General features: G+C 32.4%; 17 protein-coding genes. All 17 read left to right on the top strand.

Annotated features, from left to right (window positions below):
• The first annotated feature begins 6 nt into the window (after positions 1-6).
• Complete coding sequence (locus tag IPK06_15235) at positions 7-2,241, top strand: hypothetical protein (protein ID MBK7981328.1); 2,235 nt, start codon at positions 7-9, stop codon at positions 2,239-2,241.
• 24 nt (positions 2,242-2,265) lie between these two features.
• Complete coding sequence (locus IPK06_15230; GenBank protein ID MBK7981327.1) at positions 2,266-3,120, top strand: hypothetical protein; 855 nt, start codon at positions 2,266-2,268, stop codon at positions 3,118-3,120.
• Positions 3,121-3,263: 143 nt separating this feature from the next.
• Complete coding sequence (locus tag IPK06_15225; GenBank protein MBK7981326.1) at positions 3,264-5,738, top strand: cytochrome b/b6 domain-containing protein; 2,475 nt, start codon at positions 3,264-3,266, stop codon at positions 5,736-5,738.
• A 91-nt stretch (positions 5,739-5,829) separates the two neighbouring features.
• Complete coding sequence (locus IPK06_15220; protein ID MBK7981325.1) at positions 5,830-7,326, top strand: NapC/NirT family cytochrome c; 1,497 nt, start codon at positions 5,830-5,832, stop codon at positions 7,324-7,326.
• Positions 7,327-7,438: 112 nt separating this feature from the next.
• Complete coding sequence (locus tag IPK06_15215; GenBank protein ID MBK7981324.1) at positions 7,439-8,053, top strand: cytochrome C554; 615 nt, start codon at positions 7,439-7,441, stop codon at positions 8,051-8,053.
• 289 nt (positions 8,054-8,342) lie between these two features.
• Entirely contained in the window at positions 8,343-8,828 is a 486-nt protein-coding gene (locus IPK06_15210) for a cytochrome c family protein (protein MBK7981323.1), read from the top strand.
• Positions 8,829-10,106 (top strand): hypothetical protein, encoded by a 1,278-nt coding sequence (locus IPK06_15205; GenBank protein MBK7981322.1) that lies wholly within the window; start codon positions 8,829-8,831, stop codon positions 10,104-10,106. It abuts the gene before it with no gap.
• Positions 10,103-11,290, top strand: coding sequence for a cytochrome C (locus IPK06_15200; GenBank protein MBK7981321.1), 1,188 nt, complete (start codon positions 10,103-10,105; stop codon positions 11,288-11,290). Before IPK06_15205 ends, IPK06_15200 begins: the two co-directional genes overlap by 4 nt.
• Positions 11,291-11,315: 25 nt before the next feature.
• The gene (locus IPK06_15195; protein ID MBK7981320.1) at positions 11,316-12,158 is read left to right on the top strand and encodes a hypothetical protein; all 843 of its coding nucleotides are present in this window, start codon (positions 11,316-11,318) and stop codon (positions 12,156-12,158) included.
• 171 nt (positions 12,159-12,329) lie between these two features.
• On the top strand, positions 12,330-13,154 hold the full coding sequence (gene ccsA / locus IPK06_15190) for a cytochrome c biogenesis protein CcsA (GenBank protein ID MBK7981319.1): 825 nt from the start codon (positions 12,330-12,332) through the stop codon (positions 13,152-13,154).
• Positions 13,155-13,174: 20 nt separating this feature from the next.
• Positions 13,175-14,464: a glutamyl-tRNA reductase gene (locus IPK06_15185; protein ID MBK7981318.1), complete on the top strand. Its 1,290-nt coding sequence runs from the start codon at positions 13,175-13,177 to the stop codon at positions 14,462-14,464.
• A 3-nt stretch (positions 14,465-14,467) separates the two neighbouring features.
• Positions 14,468-15,403 (top strand): hydroxymethylbilane synthase, encoded by a 936-nt coding sequence (hemC, locus tag IPK06_15180; protein MBK7981317.1) that lies wholly within the window; start codon positions 14,468-14,470, stop codon positions 15,401-15,403.
• Positions 15,404-16,186, top strand: a complete 783-nt coding sequence (locus IPK06_15175; GenBank protein ID MBK7981316.1) for a uroporphyrinogen-III synthase — start codon at positions 15,404-15,406, stop codon at positions 16,184-16,186.
• Between the two features lies 1 nt (position 16,187).
• Positions 16,188-17,237, top strand: a complete 1,050-nt coding sequence (locus IPK06_15170) for a uroporphyrinogen decarboxylase (protein ID MBK7981315.1) — start codon at positions 16,188-16,190, stop codon at positions 17,235-17,237.
• Between the two features lie 9 nt (positions 17,238-17,246).
• The gene (gene hemN, locus IPK06_15165; GenBank protein ID MBK7981314.1) at positions 17,247-18,623 is read left to right on the top strand and encodes an oxygen-independent coproporphyrinogen III oxidase; all 1,377 of its coding nucleotides are present in this window, start codon (positions 17,247-17,249) and stop codon (positions 18,621-18,623) included.
• A gap of 18 nt (positions 18,624-18,641) precedes the next feature.
• Positions 18,642-19,607 (top strand): ferrochelatase, encoded by a 966-nt coding sequence (gene hemH / locus IPK06_15160; GenBank protein ID MBK7981313.1) that lies wholly within the window; start codon positions 18,642-18,644, stop codon positions 19,605-19,607.
• A complete protein-coding gene (hemG, locus tag IPK06_15155) occupies positions 19,604-20,986 on the top strand; it encodes a protoporphyrinogen oxidase (GenBank protein MBK7981312.1) in 1,383 nt (460 codons plus the stop codon). The genes hemH and hemG overlap by 4 nt, the downstream gene beginning before the upstream one ends.
• Positions 20,987-21,024 lie beyond the last annotated feature (38 nt).

Raw genomic sequence — 21,024 nt, 5'->3', positions numbered from 1 at the left:
ATATTAGTGAGATTATTAACATTAGTACTCTTATTTACGTGTAAGTTTTTTGCTCAAACTTCGGATGTCTGTTTAGATTGTCATGAAGATAAAAGTCTTACATTAGAAAGACATAACAAAACTGTTTCTCTGTTTGTTGATCAAGACAAATTCAAACATTCGGTTCACGCCGATTTGGAATGCGTTGACTGTCATCAAAATTTTGATCCTGAAAATATTCCTCATAAAGATGGAGAGAATATTGCTAAAGTTGATTGCTCATCTTGTCATGATACAGAAAAATTTTCTTCGAGTATACATTCAGGTAAAATTGAGTGCTTTAACTGTCACTCTAAACATAATATTCAGCAAGCTTCTGAAATAAAGAAAAATGAATTGAAAATTTGTTTGGACTGTCATACCAATTCTCAAGTTTCAATTTACAAAAGCAGCGTTCATTACGAAGATTACCAAAACGGCAATGAAAAATTATCGTGTACCGGTTGTCATGGCGGAACAGCTCATGAAGTAAAGAAAGCAAAATTATCGGAAGATCAATTACACGAAGTCTGCGGAAAATGTCATACTCAAATTGTATCGCAGTATGAAAAAAGTCTTCACGGAATTGCGCTTTCCAAAGGAAAGTATTTAGCGCCAAATTGCATTACATGCCATACAAAACACAATATTTTGAGTAACAAAAATCCAAAATCTAAAACTTATAAAATGAATGTTCCTCAACTTTGCGGCGATTGCCATAAGGATGGAACGAAAGTTTCTGAACTAAAAAATATAGATCAAAAGCATATTTTGGAAAATTATGCTGAATCAATACACGGCGACGGTTTATTTAAAAGAGGATTAATAGTTACGGCGGTTTGCAGTGATTGCCATGATTCACATAATATTTTACCGCATCAAGATCCGAACTCTTCAATCAATAGAAATAATATTGCTAATACATGCAGAAAATGCCATGCTCAAATTGAAAAAGTTCACGTAAAAGTAATTGAAGGCAAATTATGGGAAAAGGAACCTAATAAAATTCCGGCTTGTGTTGATTGTCATCAGCCGCATTCTGTAAGACGCGTTATATATGATGAAAAATATACAGATAATTATTGTATGTCATGTCATGTAAAAGGCGACCTTAAAAAGATTGTAAACGGAAAAGCTGTTTCGCTTACTGTTAATTATGACAAATTCAAAAATTCGGCTCATAAAGATAATTCATGTATTAAATGTCATACAAATATCAATATCTCAAATAATCCAGTCTGCTTAAACAGCGGACCAGTTGACTGTTCTTCATGCCATGCGGCGCAAGTAAATGATTACAAGATTAGTTATCATGGCAAATTACATTCAGAAAAAAATACGGACGCGCCATATTGTACTGATTGCCATGAGAAACACGAAACTCGTCCAAAATCTGATCCGGAATCAATGACATTTAGAAAAAATATTCCAACATTATGCGCATCTTGCCATAGAGAAGGTGAAAAAGCCGCTGTTAGATACAAAGGCGATCAGAAGAAAATTGTAGAAAGTTATATTGAAAGTATTCACGGCAAAGGACTTCAAAAGAGCGGTTTGATAGTAACTGCAATTTGTGTTGATTGTCATACAAGTCACAAAGAACTTCCTGCAAGCAATCCCCTTTCATCTATTAATGAAAATAATATTGCAAAAACGTGTTCGCAATGTCATTATGGAATTTATGAATTGTTTCAAAAAAGCGTTCATAGCAAATCTGTAACAAAGACGGATAAAAAACTTCCTACTTGTTATGACTGTCATAAATCCCATTCAATAGAAAGAGTTGAACGAAGCGACTTTAGGCAGGGAATAATTGAACAATGCGGAAAATGCCATGAAGAAGTAACGGAAACTTACTTTGACACATTTCACGGAAAAGTTTCAAAACTTGGCAACGTTGCAGCGGCTAAATGTTATGATTGTCACGGTTCACATAATATATTAAAACCTGAAGATCCAAACTCAACTTTAAGCAGAGCAAATGTTGTTGAAACGTGTAAAAAATGTCATCCAAATTCCAATCATAAATTTGTCGGTTATTTAACTCATGCTACACATCATGACAATAACAAATATCCATATTTGTTCTATACTTTTTGGGCAATGACATTATTATTAGTCGGCACCTTTGCGTTCTTCGGTTTGCATACGCTGCTGTGGTTTCCTAGAGCTCTTAAAGAAAAAAGAAGAATGATGAAAAATAAATCAAACGAAAACAAATAATTTTTAACAGATAATTGGAATTTAATGAAACTAGATAATGAAAATTCAAAGCAGAGCCAAAAGCATTATCAGCGATTCGAACCTTTTTTAAGATTTACGCATTTATTAATCATTATAAGCTTTTTATCATTAGCCGTTACGGGAATGACAATTAAATTTGCGGACGTAAGCATTTTCCAAAATTTATCCAAATTTTTGGGAGGGTATCAAGTAACAGGGTTTGTTCACCGAGTTGGAGCAATTATAACTTTTATTTATTTCGGAATGCATATTTATTATCTGCATAAAAAGAGAAAAGAAAAATCAGCCAAATATTTATTTACCGGTGATAATTCCATGATGTTCAATAAAAGAGATTTAACCGAATTTATTGGAACAATGAAATGGTTTTTGGGAAAAGGACCTCGACCGGAATACGGCAGATGGACATATTGGGAAAAGTTCGATTACTTTGCTGTATTTTGGGGCATTGCTGTTATCGGAATAAGCGGATTAGTTTTATGGTTCCCCGAATTTTTTACTTTTTTAGGATTACCTGGATGGTTTATTAATGTTGCAACTATAATCCACAGCGATGAAGCACTTCTTGCAGTTGGATTTATTTTTACGGTTCACTTTTTTAATACACATTTTCGTCCGGATAAATTTCCAATCGATTTAACAATTTTTACGGGAAGTTTAACAGTTGAAGAATTAAAGGAAGATAGACCTCGCCAATATAAAATTTTAACAGAGACAGACGAATTGGACGAAAGTCTTGTTGAACCACCTCCAATTTGGTTGGTTAAAGCCGCAAAAGTTTTTGGTTTTACAGCTTTGGCAATTGGAATTACTATAATAATAATGATTATCTATTCAATGATTTTCTTATATAGGTAATTTCGATTTTTGCTAAAATTTTTCAACAAGTTAATTTAATTCTGCGTTTGATTATAAAAATTATTCTAAATATTTTAGAAAAAGATATAATAATCCTTTAATTTGCTATTAACATTTAACGTTCATTAAAATTAAAAAAAAATATGAAATATAAATTGTTCATTTTATATGTTCTTTTATTACAAATCAACATAACTTATTCTCAAAGTAATTCTGATTGTTTTGACTGTCATTCAGATGAAACATTGAATTATGAGAGAAACGGTAAAGAAGTTTCATTATTTGTTGCCGAAAATTTGTTTAATAATTCAGCTCACAATAAAGTCGCTTGTGTTGATTGTCATACCGGTTTTGATGCGTCGGATATTCCACATAAAGATGGCGAAAATATTTACAAAGTAAATTGCGCAAATTGTCATAATAAAATTGGCGAACAGCAAAAATCAGATATTCACCATAGATTAAAATCAAAAAATCCTGACAAGAAATTTCCTGATTGTTTAACGTGCCATTCTTATCACAATGCTAAGCCCCTAAAATCGATACCGGATAAGGCAAAATATTTCTGTTCAAGCTGCCATAAGGAAAGTAAAAATCCGTCAGGTTTTCATAAAAATATATTTGTCAGCAATGCCAAATGTGCCGAATGTCATGACGATGTTGAAAGTTTTAATACCGAATTAGCTAAATCTGTTCATAGTAAACTTGCTTGTGCCGATTGCCATACATTTGCTTCAACCAATTTGGAGACTCATGATTCTAATGAAGAAATGGCAAAAAGTTCAAATTGCGAATCGTGTCACAAAACAATATTTGATGAACATAAGCAAAGTATTCATGGACTTAAATTGGCTGAAGGCGTAAAAGAAGCCGCAAATTGTTACAGTTGCCATGGTTCGCATGATATATTAAATGTTAAAGATGAAAAAAGTAAAGTGCATCCAAAAAATTTAGCAAAGACTTGCGGTAACTGCCACGATGATCCGACATTTGAAGAAAAATTTGAAATGAGTGTCGTACGACCCGGTAGAATGTATTCGCAATCGGTTCATGGAAAACACGTTTCTGCAGGCGACAAAGAAGCGGCAAATTGCTCTACATGTCATGGAGTTCATGATATTAAAAACAGAGTTATGGATGGCTCCAAAATTTCTCCTTTAAATATCCCAAACACTTGCGAAAAATGTCATGAGAAAGAAGTTGCGGAATATAAAAACTCAATTCACTGGATGAGAGTTTCAAGAGGAATTAAAGATGCTCCGGTTTGTAATGACTGTCATAATGAACATAGCATTGAAGAAATTAAAGATTTAGGCAGAGAAGCAAACCGAATGAAAATGCAGCAGGAAACTTGTATCGGATGTCATGAAAATTCGCGAATTGCAAAAAAATACGGCAAAGAAGGAAATCAAGTTGAAGAATATTTGAGCAGTTATCATGGACTTGCAGCATTGCGCGGAGATAAAGATGCAGCATTATGTATAGATTGCCACAACGTGCACAGCATTTTGCCAAGCAGAAATCCTAAAGCTTCTACAAATTCTGAGAATGTGACAAAAACATGCCAAAAATGTCATAAGGATGCTACCGAAATTTTCAGCAAAAGTTATTCACACAAAACCGAATCGGAAAGCGCGAGATCCATTGAAAGTTTGGTGAGCAGTATTTATTTCTGGCTAATAATTGCTGTAATCGGCGGAATGTTCGCACATAATTTACTTATCTTTTTATATGAAACGAGAAAGAAAAGGAAAAAAGAAAAAAATGCAATCAGAATGCCGCGATTTACTAAAAATGAAGTCGTTCAGCATATACTCCTTGCAGTTTCATTTATTGTTCTAGCAATAACCGGTTTTGCTTTGAAATATCCAAACAGCTTTTGGGCAGAAGGGTTATTGAATTTAGGTATGTCGGAAACTATTAGACAATACACACATAGAGTTTCTGCGGTATTAATGATTGTTTTAAGTTTATACCATGTATTTTATTTAGCTTTTACCGCAAGAGGAAGAGATGTTCTAAAAGAACTTCTTCCTACATTTAAGGATATAACCGATCTAAGAGAAAACATTACTTATTATTTACGATTGTCAAAAAAACATCCTGAATTTGAAAGATATGACTATGCTGAAAAAGCTGAATATTGGGCGCTAATTTGGGGAACCTTTGTTATGGCATTGACAGGCTTGATACTTTGGTTTCCAACAATGGTTGGCGACTGGGCTCCGGTTTGGCTTATAAAAGTAAGTGAAATTGTTCATTTTATGGAAGCAATTCTTGCATCATTGGCAATTCTTATTTGGCATTGGTTCTTTGTTATTTACAGACCTTCCGAATATCCGATGAACTTTACTTGGGTTGACGGAAAAATGACTCTTGAACATTATCGACATCATCATGAAAGACATTTCAAAAGAATTATTCTTGAATGGTATGAATATAATTTAGAAGGACATCCTAGAAAGAAATTATCCAATTACACTAAGCTATTTAAAAATGTTCTTGAAAAGAATGGCTATGATTTGGAGAATGTAATCCAAGGTGAACTAAATAAGGATCTTGAATTAAGAATGTGGTATGAAGAAGAAATCGAAAAAATTAATAATAATTTAGCTTAGTTTTTATTTTCAAGGTCAAATAATTTTTCAGTTGGTTTTAACCTACTAAAATCAATTGAGCTTTCTTTCCTTTACATTAGGAGTAATTTATATGAAAATTAAACTCCCGACCTCGGCATACAACTGGATTTCTTTAACCGGCGCTGTTATTTCAATAATTAGTCTTTTTATGATCGTTTTTCTTTTTGCCATTTCTTATTTCTACGATAAAGGCGGATCATATCTCGGATTGGTAATTTATATAATTTTACCGGCGTTTTTAATAGGCGGTTTAATTTTAATTCCCATTGGTATGTTAAAAAATTTTAACAAGAATAAAACCATAGAAAGAAAATTACCTTTTATTGATTTGAACAGAAAAGATCACAGAAATGCATTTCTAATTTTTGCAGCAGGCACTACAATATTTTTGTTTATTTCAGCGCTCGGAAGTTACGAAGCTTTCCATTATACTGAATCAACGGAATTCTGCGGAACACTGTGTCATTCGGTAATGAATCCGGAATACACGGCTTACCAAAATTCAGCACATGCAAAAGTAAGATGTGTAGAATGTCACGTTGGCACAGGCGCGGATTGGTATGTAAAATCTAAATTATCGGGACTTTATCAAGTTTACGCGGTAATTGCCAATGTATATCCAAAACCTATTCCCACACCAATAAAAAATTTAAGACCAGCACGCGAAACTTGTGAAGAATGTCATTGGCCTCAAAAATTCTACTCCAGACAATTAAGAACTGAAAAACATTTTCTCACTGATGAAAAAAACAGCGAATGGGATATTTCGTTAATAATGAAAATTGGACCTTCGGATAATGCAAAAGGTTTAGAATCAGGAATTCATTGGCATATAAATCCAAATGTTAAAATTGAATTTGTATCTTTAGATGATAAGGAGCAACAGATTCCTTGGGTAAAATACACAGATAAAAAAACCGGTAAAGAAAAAATATTTATTAATTCCGATTTGAATTTTAGTCCTAAAATGCTTGATTCCTTAAAAGTAAGAACAATGGATTGTATCGACTGCCATAACAGACCATCTCATATTTATAAACCGCCGACATTGTTCGTTAACGAAGCTATAAGCAGAGGAAACATTCCGAAAGAACTTCCCGAGATTAAAAATTTATGCATGGAAATTTGTGATGAAAAATTTTCGACAACTGATTCGGCGATGTCTAATATTAAAAATAAAATTGAGCAATTTTACGGCGAAAACTATCCGGAAATAATGAACGGAAACAAACCGCTTATTGAAAAAGCAGTTTCGGGTTTACAGAACATTTATAAAAAAAATATTTTTCCGGAAATGAACGTTAGATGGGAAGCTTATCCAAATAACATCGGACATATGGAATTCCCCGGATGTTTCAGGTGCCACTCAGATTCTCATGAATCCGAATCTGGGGAAATAATTTCTAAAAACTGCAATTTGTGTCATATAATTAGCGCACAAGGAGAGCCTGAAAATTTAGAAGTCGCAAATTATAATTCGTTTTTGGAATTTAAGCATCCGGACGATATCGGCGATGATTGGAAAGAAGGAATTTGCGTTGATTGTCATACAGGATTGAATCCATAAACGCTGGAACTTTTTAAAAATGTTAATTTATAATATCATTATATAAATTTGCTTAAACAAAATTTTATTAGTATTTTATAAAAAGATGTTCGTATCAATTTATTTGTAAATAATGGAGGTAAAAGTGCAAAAAATCTCAATTTTCTTAATATTTTTACTTGCGTTTACTTTTTCGGTAAATGCTCAGAAAAAATATGTCGGCGTAAAATCATGCGGAATGTGTCATAAAAAAGCTGAACAAGGCGAACAGTTAAAAGTATGGGAAGGAAGTTCGCACGCAAAAGCTTACGAAACTCTTAAAGGCGAAAAAGCAAATAAAATTGCTGCCGATAAAGGTTTTAAAACTTCGGCAGTTGAAACTCCTGAATGCCTAGCTTGCCATACATTAGGAAGCAAAGTAGACGCTTCTCTTCTTGATAAAAATTTCAAAATTGAAGATGGCGTACAATGTGAAACTTGTCATGGTGCCGGTTCTGAATACAAATCTAAAAAGGTTATGGAAGATCATGCTGCTTCTGTTGCTGCCGGCATGACAGAATACGCTAATGAAGCCGCTATTGAAAAACAATGTTTAACCTGCCATAATGATAAAAGTCCTACTTTCAAGGAATTCAAGTTCAAGGAAATGTGGGATAAAATCAAACATTCGGTTCCTGAGAAAAAGGTTAATTTCAAATTATCTTTTACAAAAAAAAGGATATCAATTAGATATCCTTTTTTATTTTAAATCACCAAAATTTCATTTCAAAGCTCTAATCTAAAAATTCTAAAAAAAAAATATTTTTATAGGATAATTAAATCTTTTTTTCTTATATTTTCGATAGGATGTATTTTTTTATTATATAATTATAAATTAAATCTTAACAGTTATTAAAACTTTTAATTATATAAAATATCATAATTTATTTCACAAAATTTGTGGAGGTATTATGAGAAAACCGTTCTTTAAATATTTAATTTATACTCTAACTATGTTGCTTTTTTCAAATTTGAGAATATTTGCCGATGATCCGCCAATGTTTAATTATATCGGTGCCGAAGCTTGCGGAAAGTGTCACAAATCCGATAAACAAGGAAAACAGTATGAAATTTGGAAAGAAAGTATTCATGCAAATGCATACAAAACACTTTTAACCGATGAAGCAAAAAAAATTGCGGCGGAAAAAGGGTTTGAAAAACTTCCCAATGAGTTGGTTGAATGTTTGGTTTGCCATGCAAGCAGCTACGATGTAAGTGAAGAAAGAATTGAAAAAGGATTTAATATTGAAGACGGTGTGCAATGTGAAACTTGCCACGGTGCAGGATCAGAATATAAATCTATTAAAATAATGAAAGATAGAAAACTCGCCATTCAAAACGGCTTGTTAGATATATACGGAAAAACTGAGGAACATTGTACAGGTTGTCACAATCCTGACAGTCCAACATTTTCCGGTTTTGATTTTGAAACAATGTGGAAAAAAATAGAACACAATTTACCAGTAAAGAAAATAGAGAACTAAATGAAATTAAGAATATTAATCTATTTTGCTTTTTCAATGCTCACTTTTAATCAATTATTAGCGCAAAATATTAACGGAAGAATAACTTCATCCTTATATGCATTTGAAAGAGCACAGTCAATTGATAATAGTGATATGTTTCTTAGAGCGTATGAAACTCTTACTCTAAATGTAAACGAAGGCAATTATTCACTTAAATCAAGACTCAATTTCGAAACAAATTTCAGCAATGCTCTTGACAATGATCCAAGATTAAGAGTTTATAATCTTTTCTTTGAAGCAAGAAAAGTATTTAATGTTGCTACAGTAAAATTAGGTCGACAGCCGATTTTTAATCAGGTTGCCGGCGGTCTATTTGACGGCGCAAACGTTAAATTAAATTATTCTGATTTTGCGGTAGAAGGATATTTCGGCGGAGCTGTACCGGCTTACCAAGAATTAAAATTTACCGATGATCTTAAAAACAATAACATTTTCGGCGGTGAAGTTTCATATTCGGGTTTAAGTAATACAAAACTTTCGCTTTCTTATGTTGATAAAAGTTTTAAACCTATTTCGTACAATGCCCAAAGATTGGACGCAAATTTAAACCCAATTACAATCTTAATAGAAAATAATTCCACGCAATACAGCTATGGTTCTTTAGGAGCTTCATATTTTGGAGTTGTTGATGCAGATGCCAGAATTAATTTTGATTTTAATTTTATGAAGGTTTCAAGAGTAGAATTAAACGGACGTTACGCAGCGACAGAAAAATTAGGTATTGATTTGTACTACAATTATAGAGCTCCTCAAATCAGATACAATTCAATTTTTGCGGTATTTGATTTCGGCAATACAAATGAAATTGAAGCCGGTCTTGATTATAAGATAAACAATGATTTTTCTGTATTTGGTAAATTTGGAGATGTTGAATATAAAGACGAAAATTCTCAAAGATTTACAATTGGAGTTAATTCAATTTACGGCGGTTTAAGTTATAGACAAACATTAGGATACGCCGGCGAATTAAGCTCAATTACCGCATCTACCGGAAAATCGTTTATGAACGGATTACTTACTCCTTCCATTGGTTTAGCATATACAAATTATAAACTATCCGCCGATGAAGAAGCTAACGATATTATTTCAGCATTAGCCGGTTTAAATATTCGTCCGTGGAGAACACTTTCCTTTGATTTACAAGGTCAATTTTCAGATAATAAAATATATAAAAACGATCTCAGATTGTTTTTCAAAATCAACTATTGGTTCAATACAAACTTAGACTTGCTATGAAAATAAAACATGTTTATTCTCTAATTGGATTGGCAACAATCCTATATTTTGGTTTCACAAATTTGGAAACTTCCAAATTGCAGACCAACAGAAACCAAACTTTAATTAAATTTTCGCACAAAGCACACAATGAAATTGCTGTATGTTCGGATTGCCATAATACAGCAGCAGAAAGTACATCATTAGGCGTATCGCTTCTGCCCAAAATGGAAAATTGTTCTCAATGCCATGATATTAAAGACGAGGATAATTGCGAGCAGTGCCATTATAAAGATGTGTATGAAGAATTAATTCCGCGTTCATCCGAATTGATTTTTAATCACAAATTCCATATTGAGAAAAATAAAATGGCATGCGCTGATTGCCATTCCGGAATTATGGAAGTTGATTACAGTTTCGAATCCGCAAACGCTTTTCCTTCTATGAAACAATGCAACACATGTCATAACGATGTTAGTGTAGCTTCAAATAATTGTGAACAATGCCATATTTCTACTGTAAATTTAATGCCTGAAGATCATAAGAAAGTAGGGTTTTTCAAAAATCATAAGTTTAATAATGACAATTGCGAAATGTGCCATAACAAAGAAACATTTTGCGAAGATTGCCATGTATCAACAACCGGAATTGTAGAAAGTAATACCGGCAAAGATTTTTATACTCCGTATTCACCTCATAATTATATTGATGGAACTAAACAGCAAGTTATTACAAGAGTTCACGATTTGAATTTTGTTTACACACATGGAATTGAAGCAAAAGGAAAATCACAAAATTGCCAAACTTGTCATCAGACAGAAACATTCTGTGCAGAATGCCATAATTCTGAAAATGGTGATTTTTCTTTAGGCGGAGTCGCACCGTTATCACATACTGATGCAAATTTTGTTTTAGGCCGCACAATTGGAATGGGTGGAAATCATGCAATTTTGGCTCGTCGCGATATTGAAAGCTGTCAAAGCTGTCATGATGTACAAGGCGCTGATCCAAGTTGTATTATGTGCCATACTGATTTAACCCCAGGAAAAGGAAACGACGCCAAAACTCATCCTTCGGGCTTTATGAGAGACGTTCATGGTGATTGGCATAATGACGGAGCTTCAATTTGTTTCGACTGTCATAGCAGTACAAATACAGCTGGAGTAGGTTTCTGTGGTTATTGCCACGGAGCAAACGGAGATTAAATAATTTCAAACTATTGGTAAAGATATGAGACAGAAAATTTTATCATTATTATTTATTGGTATTTTATCAATTACATTTTTTAATTGCAGTGATGTTCAAGATGATATTACGCAAACACCTGTCCTTGAAGGCGTTCATCCAGAAGGATTTGGGAAATTAGGTTCTAGTAATTTTCATAGCGCAACACTGCAGGCATCCAATTGGGATATGGTTCAATGCCAAAAATGTCATGCTGCTGACTATTCGGGCGGAACCGCCGATGTAAGCTGTTTAGGATGTCATTCAAACAGCGAAGGTCCTGAAGCATGCAACACTTGTCATGGTGATTTTTCCAATCCTTCGAAAATTGCGCCTCCAACAGATCTCGGAAATAATATCGCTACTACTTACAAAGGAGTTGGAGCTCATTCATCTCACGTTTATGAAAGCGAATTAAGCAATGGATATTCATGTTTTACATGCCATCCTTCAAATGTTGGAAGTGGGAAATTTGTTAAAGCACATATCGACGGTTTACCGGCAGAAATGAGTATCTCAGGATATAGTTTTACAAATTACACATGCGAGAATAATTACTGCCATGGTAAATTTGAATTTAAGAAAACAGATGTCGACCCGGAATACGCTTTTATTTATAAAGCCGAAGCTATAACCGGAGAAAATTATACTCCTAATTGGACAAAAGTTGATGGGACACAGGCGCCTTGCGGCTCTTGCCATCTTCTTCCGCCAAGAGGTCATATATTTGAAGGAACCGATCCTGAAGCTGAAACATGCGCAAGTAATAATTGCCATCCTTCGGCATTTAACGCAGACGGAACTTTGAATACATTGACTCATGCAAACGGTGAAAAAGACTTAAATTAACGCTTTGGTAAATAATTGATTTTAAGGCATTCTTTTGAATGCCTTTTTTTTTGTAATTTTAGGATTTTTATTAAAAAAGGAATTAATTTTTGGCAGATATTATTCCCAATAATTAAGTAATTTTACTGGATTAAATTTGTCAGTTTTTATTCTAAGATTCTTAAAAAATATATGCTCGATACAGTACATTTATTAAACATATTATTACCATTTTTTTATTTTCTTACATTTTCAATATATCTTTATGATTTTGTTAAAGACGAAAGTAAAGTTTATAATGCAAAAAGAATTTTCCTATTTATAACATTATCTTTTCACTTACTGTATTTAATCCTTCGAACCGTTGAATTTAATCATCCCCCAATTACAAATAAATTTGAAATTTTTACCGTACTTGCGTTTTGTCTTGGTTTCTCTTATTTCTTGTTGGAATTGCTTACCGACATTAGAGGAACCGGAGCATTTATAATTTTCTTTTCAGTCATTTTTCAACTTATTTCTTCAATTTTTATTCAAGATTTAATTGAAGTCAAAGAAGTTTTAAGAAATAAATTACTTGGTATTCATGTTGTTAGCGCTTTAGGTGGTTATGCCGGATTTACAATTGCAGCTGTTCACGGTTTGCTATTTTATCTTCTCTATAAAGAAATTAAAATAAATAGATATGGATTAATTTTTAAAAGACTTCCTAGTTTGGAAATTTTAGAAAAATTAAATTTTTATTCCGTTCTCATTGGATTTATTCTACTCACAATTTCTATTTTAATTGGTTTTATTTGGCTGCCGATTGCATTTCCGAATATTAGTTATCTTGACCCAAAATTAATTTCAGTCAGTATTGTTTGGATAATTTTTGGAGTTGGAATTCTTGTAAAGCTTATGGCTAAATGGTATGGTAAAAAAGTAATATTATTTTCATTGGTTGGATTTGTAATTGCAATTTTATCACTATTAGTTTCAAACTTTATTTCTAATAGTTTTCATTCGTTTTATTAAAATTTATTCTTTAGTTAGGTATGAATTTAATTGGAATTTCTATAAATCATAGAACTTCTTCTATTGAACAAAGAGAATCGCTACATTTAAGTTTGGATGAACAACGAGAGTTCATCACTAAAATTAAAAACGATTGTTTAAAAGAAGGGTTTGTCGTTTCAACGTGTAATAGAACTGAGATATTTGGAATACCTAAAACATCTCATGTTAATAATAATTTTCTTTTAAATGAATTATTAAGTTTCAAAAACGTTAATAATATTTCACAAGAAAATATTGAAACATTTGAAGCCGAAAACGCACTTAGACATATTGCCCAAGTAGCGTCAGGACTCGATTCACTAATCATTGGCGATAGCCAGATTTTAAGTCAATGCAAAGAAAGTTTCCGTTTATCAGTCGATGAGAATTTTTCCGAAGCAACAACAAGAAAAATATTCGATATCGCGATTAGAATTGGCAAAAGAGCAATAAAGGAAACTCTCATTTCACAAGGCGCGGTTACCGTCAGTTATGCCGCGATTCAAGTAATTGAAAAAATATTTGCTAATCTTGAAAAGAAAGAAGCTCTAATTATTGGAGCCGGAGAAACAAGTGAATTAGCCGCAATTCATTTGAACAGCAGAAATATCGGAAAAATAACAATTACAAATAGAACAGAAGAAAAAGCCGGAAAATTGGCAAAAAAGGTTTCGGGTTCAACTGTTAAATTCGATGAGTTTAAAAAACATTTACACAAATTTGATATTATTATTAGCGCGACAAGCTCCAAAGATTATTTGGTTTCTTACGAAGATATTAAATCTGCCATTAATCTTCGTAAAGGAACTCCAATCTTTATAATGGATATAGCAATTCCAAGAGACGTTGATCCTAAAGTAAGAAAAATTGACAACGTATTTTATAATGATATCGATTCTTTAAATATTATCGTAGAGCAAAATCTCCAAAAAAGAAAACACGAAATTCCGAAAGTACACCAAATTATAGATGAGGAAATAGAAAACTTTTACAGTTGGTTCAATACATTGGATATTATTCCAACAATTAAATCACTTCGCTCGTTTTTTGAATCAATTGAACATGACGAATTAAATAAAATTAGAAACAAAGTTTCTGATGAAGATTTTCTTAAACTGGAAGAAATGACAAAGAGATTGGTTGGCAGAATACTTCATAATCCTACAATTAAATTAAGAGAACTTGCCGAAAACAATGAGGATCTTGATAAAACAAACATTCATACAAGTGTTTTAAAATTTTTATTCGATTTGGAAAATAAACCCTTAAACGGAAAAAAGGAAAATTAAAATTTGGAAAAACAGAAATTGATTCTTGGTACGCGCGGAAGCGAATTGGCATTGTGGCAAGCTAAATTTGTTAAAGGTGAATTAGAGAAAAATAATAAAAATCTTCAAGTTGAGATAAAAGTAATTAACACCAAAGGTGATAAAATTCTTGACGTTGCGCTTTCTAAAATCGGTGATAAAGGATTGTTCACAAAAGAACTGGAAATTAAATTACTAAATAATGAAATTGATATTGCTGTACATAGTCTTAAAGATTTGCAGACTGAAATTCCAAAAGGATTAAAACTTGCCGCGGTTACCAAAAGACATAATGTTGAAGATGTATTAATCTCAAAAAAGAAAAAAGAAACTATATTTTCATTGAAGGAAAATGCTACTGTAGCGACCGGCTCATTAAGAAGAAGAAGTCAGCTAAAACATTTAAGACCGGATATAAATGTAGTTGAATTACGCGGGAATGTTCCAACAAGAATTAAAAAATTCACTGAAAATAATTGGGACGCAATTATTTTAGCGAGAGCCGGAGTTGAACGGCTTAAACTGCAAAAATATATTTCTTCAATTATTCCAATTGACCAAATTTTACCCGCGGTTGGACAAGGCGCGCTTGGAATTGAAATTAATTCAAAAAATATATTTGCCGAAAAAATCGTTAAGTCAATTCATGATGAAAATACTTATTGTGCCGTAATTGCCGAAAGAGCATTGCTTAAAAAATTAGAAGGCGGCTGTCAAGTTCCAATAGGAGCATTCGCGGAAGTAAAAAGCAACGGTCTTTATTTGGAAGGTTTGGTCGCGTCTTTGGATGGATCAATTTCATTCAAAGGAAAAATAAAGGGGAAAAAATCGGATGCGGAAAAACTTGGAGTTAATTTGGCAAATGAGCTGTTAAAATCCGGCGCGAAAAAAATATTAAAAGAAATTAATGAAATTAGATAATTGAGTTTACCATTAGAAAATATAAAGATTGTTATTACTCGTTCGGAGTCTCAAACACGTAATGATAATGAAGAATTGGAAAAACTTGGAGCAAGAATTTACAATTTCCCAACAATTAAAATTACTAAGCTTGATGACTATACTGAAACAGATGAAATACTAATTCAAATAAATAATTTTAATTATATGATTTTTACTTCTTCAAATTCTGTAAAATATTTTTTTGAAAGAATTGTCGAGTTAAAAATTCAAATAAATTTAGATAAAGTAAAAATAATTGCGATCGGAAAAGGAACTGAAAATTCGCTAAAAAAAATTAATATGCCAATATATATTACGGCATCTAAATTCAGCGCGGAAAATTTATTAAAAGAAATTTCAACTTTAGATATTGCGGATAAAAAAATTCTAATCCCCGGTTCTGAAATAATGAGAAATGAATTATACGACGGACTGAATAAATTTGGAGCAATTTCTGAAAAGTGTTCAGTTTATCAAAATAAAATTCCCGACATAAATAAAGTTAACATCGACGAACTGATAAACTTTAATGCTGATTTATTTATTTTTACAAGTCCTTCTACGTTTGTAAACTTTATAGATATTTTGGAAATTGAAAAACCAATTGATTTTTTCAAAGAGAAAAAAATTGCGGTAATTGGTCCAACAACAAAACAAGCATTAATGAAAAAAGGAATTGTTCCAAACATTATTCCCAATAATTATGATATGAAAAACTTAGTAGAAGAAATTAAAAATTACTACAAAAACCAAAGGATTTAATTTGACAAAATTAGTGAATGATATATTTTTGAAAGCCTGCAGAAAAGAAAACATTGAAAGAACACCAATTTGGATAATGCGTCAAGCAGGAAGATATTTACCGGAATATAGATCAGTAAGAGCCAAAGCCGATTTTTTAACAATGTGCAGAACCCCGGAAATAGCTGCGGAAGTTACAATTCAACCAATAGATATTTTAGGTGTTGATGCTGCAATTATTTTTTCAGATATTTTGGTAATACCCGAAGCAATGGGAATGGAATTAATTATGCATGAAGGAAAAGGACCTATATTCCCTTCTCCGATTCAAACCGAAAATGATTTTGAAAAATTAAAATTGATTGATCCCGCCTTAGAATTAAAATATGTTTTAGACGCTGTTTCACTCACCAAAAAAGAATTAAATGGTAGAGTTCCATTAATTGGTTTCAGCGGTTCACCATGGACTTTGCTAACATACATGGTTGAAGGCGGAGGTTCTAAATCATTTTCAAAGATCAAAAAATTAATTTATTCAAATCCGAAACTGGCGCATAAATTATTGGATAAGCTTTCAATTGTTATCGCGGAATATTTATCCGCTAAAATTGAAGCTGGTGCAGACGCGGTTCAAATTTTTGATACTTGGGCGGGGATTTTATCTCAATCGGATTTTAATGAATTTGTTCTGCCTTATATAACTAAAATTATTTCAAACATTAAAAAAACTAATGAACCGATAATTTACTTTCCAAAAGGAGTTCATTATAATTTAGAAAGTTTAGCAGGCTGCGGCGCAGATGTTTTAGGTTTCGATTGGACGATGAATTTGGGCGAGATACGAGAAAAAGTAAATGATAAAGTTGCGCTTCAAGGCAATATGGATCCAACTGTTTTATATGCCGAAGAAGAAAAAATAAGATTGGAAGCTGTAAAAGTATTGCGATCTTTTGGTAAAGGAAACGGGCATATTTTCAATTTAGGTCACGGAATTCTTCCGGATATTTCTCCGGAAAATGCTAAAAAATTAGTTCAGATAGTTAAGGAAGAAAGCGTAAAATTTCACGAATAAAAGGCAATTATGTTTGATATAAATTTAGACTTAGTAAAAAAATATGATAGACCCGGTCCAAGATACACAAGTTATCCGACCGCGCCGCAATTTCATGAAAATTTCACTCATAAAGAATATTTAAATGAGTTGATACGAACGAACAATACAGAAGATCCAAATGATATTTCTCTTTATTTTCATATTCCTTATTGCGATACACTTTGTTATTTCTGCGGCTGCAATATGATTATATCCAGAAACAGAGAAAGAATAAATAAATATATAAGTTATCTTAAAAATGAAATTGATTTGCTTCGCACTTATATTAAACCAGGAAGAAAAGTCGCCCAAATCCATTGGGGCGGCGGAACACCGACTCACCTTTTGCCGGATGAAATTACTGATTTAATTTCTTATATAAACGGTAATTTTAATTTTGTTGAAAATCCCGAAAATGGATGCGAAATCGATCCCCGGGAATTAACTTATGAACATCTTTCGGCTTTGCGGAAAGGCGGATTTAACAGAATCAGTATGGGTGTGCAAGACTTTAATCCAAAAGTTCAAAAAGCGGTTAATAGAATTCAGCCCGAAGAATTAACGAGGAAAGTTGTTGACTGGGTAAGAGAACTGAAATTTAAAAGCATAAATTTAGATTTGATTTATGGACTTCCCTTTCAATCTGTTCCAGAGTTTGAAAAAACAATTGAAAGTATAATTGATATTTCTCCGGATAGAATTGCGCTGTTTAATTATGCTCACGTTCCATGGATGAAAAAACATATGGAATTAATTAAACCAGAAGATTTACCTTCTCCCGAAGAAAAATTGCAGATCTTAAAAATGTCGGCCGCCAAACTATCACAAGCCGGTTATGTGTTTATTGGGATGGACCATTTTGCTAAACCTGACGATGAACTTTCTGCAGCATTGACCGAAAAAAAATTATATAGAAATTTTCAAGGATACAGCACAAATGCCGGAACCGATTTGTATGCTTTGGGAATTACAAGCATCAGTCAATTTGGTAATATATACTCACAAAACTTAAAGACCGAAAAAGAATATTTTTCAGCTTTGGATGAAGGAATTTTTCCGGTTGCGAAGGGTTATTCCATGAATCAAGATGATATTATACGCAAAGAAGTTATAATGAAAATTATGTGCGATTTTGAATTGGACTTTGCTCAAATTGAAAATAAATTCGGAATTAATTTTGATGAATACTTTAAATTTGGTTTGTCGAATTTATCCGAATTGGTTGAAGATAATTTAATAAAATTAGAAAATAGAAAAATAATAGTATCGGAAATGGGAAGATTATTGGTAAGAAATATTGCCATAAATTTTGACGGATTTATTGAAAGAAAAACCGATACTGCTAAATATTCTCGAACAGTTTAATAATTGAAAGAAGTTAAAATGAAAATTGCTGTTGTACTTTTTAATTTAGGCGGACCGGATTCATTGGATGCTGTTGAGCCATTTTTATTTAATTTATTTTCGGATAAAGATATTTTCAAATTGCCTTTCGGACAAAAACTTTTCGCAAAAATAATTTCAAGTAAAAGAGCTCCAAAAGTTCAAAAGGAATATGAGCTAATCGGCGGTAAATCTCCAATAAATGAGTGGACAGAAATTCAAAGAAAAATGTTGGAACTAAAACTGCGAAATGATTTCAAAGATATTTCAGTATTTACCGCAATGCGTTACTGGAATCCCATAACGGCTGATGTCGCAAAAAAAATTAAAGAACAAAATTTCGATAAAATAATTTTACTTCCGCTTTATCCGCATTATTCTATATCAACAACCGGTTCATCATTTAATGAATGGGATAGATGTTTTAGTCCTGTTAAAGAAAAAGTTTTTCGCGTAAAAAATTATCAGACAAATCCATTTTATATTTCGGCAATAAATGAAAGAATTGACCAAACAATTTTAAGATTTCCGGAAAATGTCAGAAACAACATTCAATTGGTATTCAGCGCGCACGGAACTCCAATCAGTATGGTAAAAAGCGGTGATCCGTATTCACATCATATTAAAGAAACAATTGAAAAAGTTATGGAAGGAAGAAATTATTCACACAAACATCATATTTGTTTTCAAAGTAAAGTAGGTCCGGTAAAATGGCTTACTCCGGCAACAGACGCTATGATTGAAGAATTAGCCGCTGATAAGAAAAATAATTTATTAATTATTCCAATCAGTTTTGTTTCGGATCATGTAGAAACATCATTTGAATTGAATATTGAGTATCGTCATGTAGCCGATAAAGTTGGAATTAAAAACTACATAGTAATGGAAGGATTAAATAATTCCGAATTGTTTATTGACGCACTAAAAGATGAAATAATAAAAATTTTACATACTGAAAATTCATGAAAGATAAAAAAGTTACAATACTTGGCGCCGGAATATCCGGTTTGGCAACCGCTCATTGGTTAGAAAAAGATGGATACGACGTTACTATTCTTGAACAGAATTCAGAAGCAGGCGGCGCAATGCAGACAAAAGTTGTTGATGATTTCCTTATCGATTTTGGTCCGAACAGCGGATTGGAAACTACGCCGAAAATTAGGGAAATAGTAAATGAAATAGGGTTGGCAAATGAAATGATCTATGCTAACGAAGAAGGAAATATAAGATACATTTTAAAGAACAATAAACTTTTGGCATTGCCTACTTCCCCGATTAAATTTTTGCGGACAAAATTATTTTCAGTTCAGGCAAAGTTAAGAATTTTGAAAGAGCCGTTTATTGGAAAATCTCAAGATGGCTATTACCAAAGTATAGCAGAGTTTGTTGAACGAAGACTGGGAAAAGAATTTTTAGATAATGCTATTGATCCATTTGTATCCGGAGTATTTGCCGGCGACCCTACAAAATTAAGCGTCAAATCCGCGTTTCCAAAACTTTATAGATTGGAAGAAGTATATGGCGGTTTAATAAAAGGAATGTTCAAAGGAGCCAAGGAAAGAAAAAGAAGTAATGAAGAATCAAAACAAAGCGCGAAAATGTTTTCATTCAAATACGGAATGCAAAGCTTTCCAAAAGCAATTGCCAAAAACATAAAGGGACGTATTTTTTATAATTGCATAATAGAAAATATTGTAAAAAATAATAACAAAGTTATTGTTGAACTTGAGCAAAACGGCATAAAAGGTAAAATAACAAGTGACGCTTTAATTTCAACTATTCCCTCACATAGATTAGTGAAAATTTCTCACATGTTTGATTCGGAACTTACCAAACATTTGAATGAAATTTACTATCCGCCGGTTTTGGTTTTGTTTTTGGGATATGAAATAAAATCAATTACACAAAAATTAGATGGTTTTGGATTTTTAATTCCATCAAAAGAAAATAAAAAATTTTTGGGCGCCATCTGGAGTTCTACAATTTTTAAAAATAGAGCCCCGAAAGATAAAGCGGCTTTTACAATATTCGTTGGCGGAGCGAGAAATCCGGAGTTTAAAGTGTCGGATGTTGATGAGAAAATTACGGAAGTCTTAAAAGAATTTCACGAAATTATGGGAATAAAGACTCAGCCAATTTTATTGCAATGGAAATTCTGGAACAAGGCAATTCCCCAATATAATTTGGGTTATGTAGAGCATGAAAATTATTTTGATCAATTTGAGAAAAATAATCCCGGTATATTTTTAAGCGGAAATTTCAGAGGAGGTATTTCGGTTGGCGATTGTATAAAAAGTTCTTACGCCAATTTTGAAAAAGTTAATGATTATTTGGATAAGATTTAACAACTTTTCTGTTCCTGAATTTATTTTTAGAATAATAA

The sequence above is a fragment of the Ignavibacteriota bacterium genome (assembly GCA_016713565.1).
Classification (GTDB): Bacteria; Bacteroidota; Ignavibacteria; order Ignavibacteriales; family Melioribacteraceae.
The sequence above is the reverse complement of the archived record's forward strand: the minus strand, read 5'-3'. Positions and strand labels throughout refer to the sequence as shown.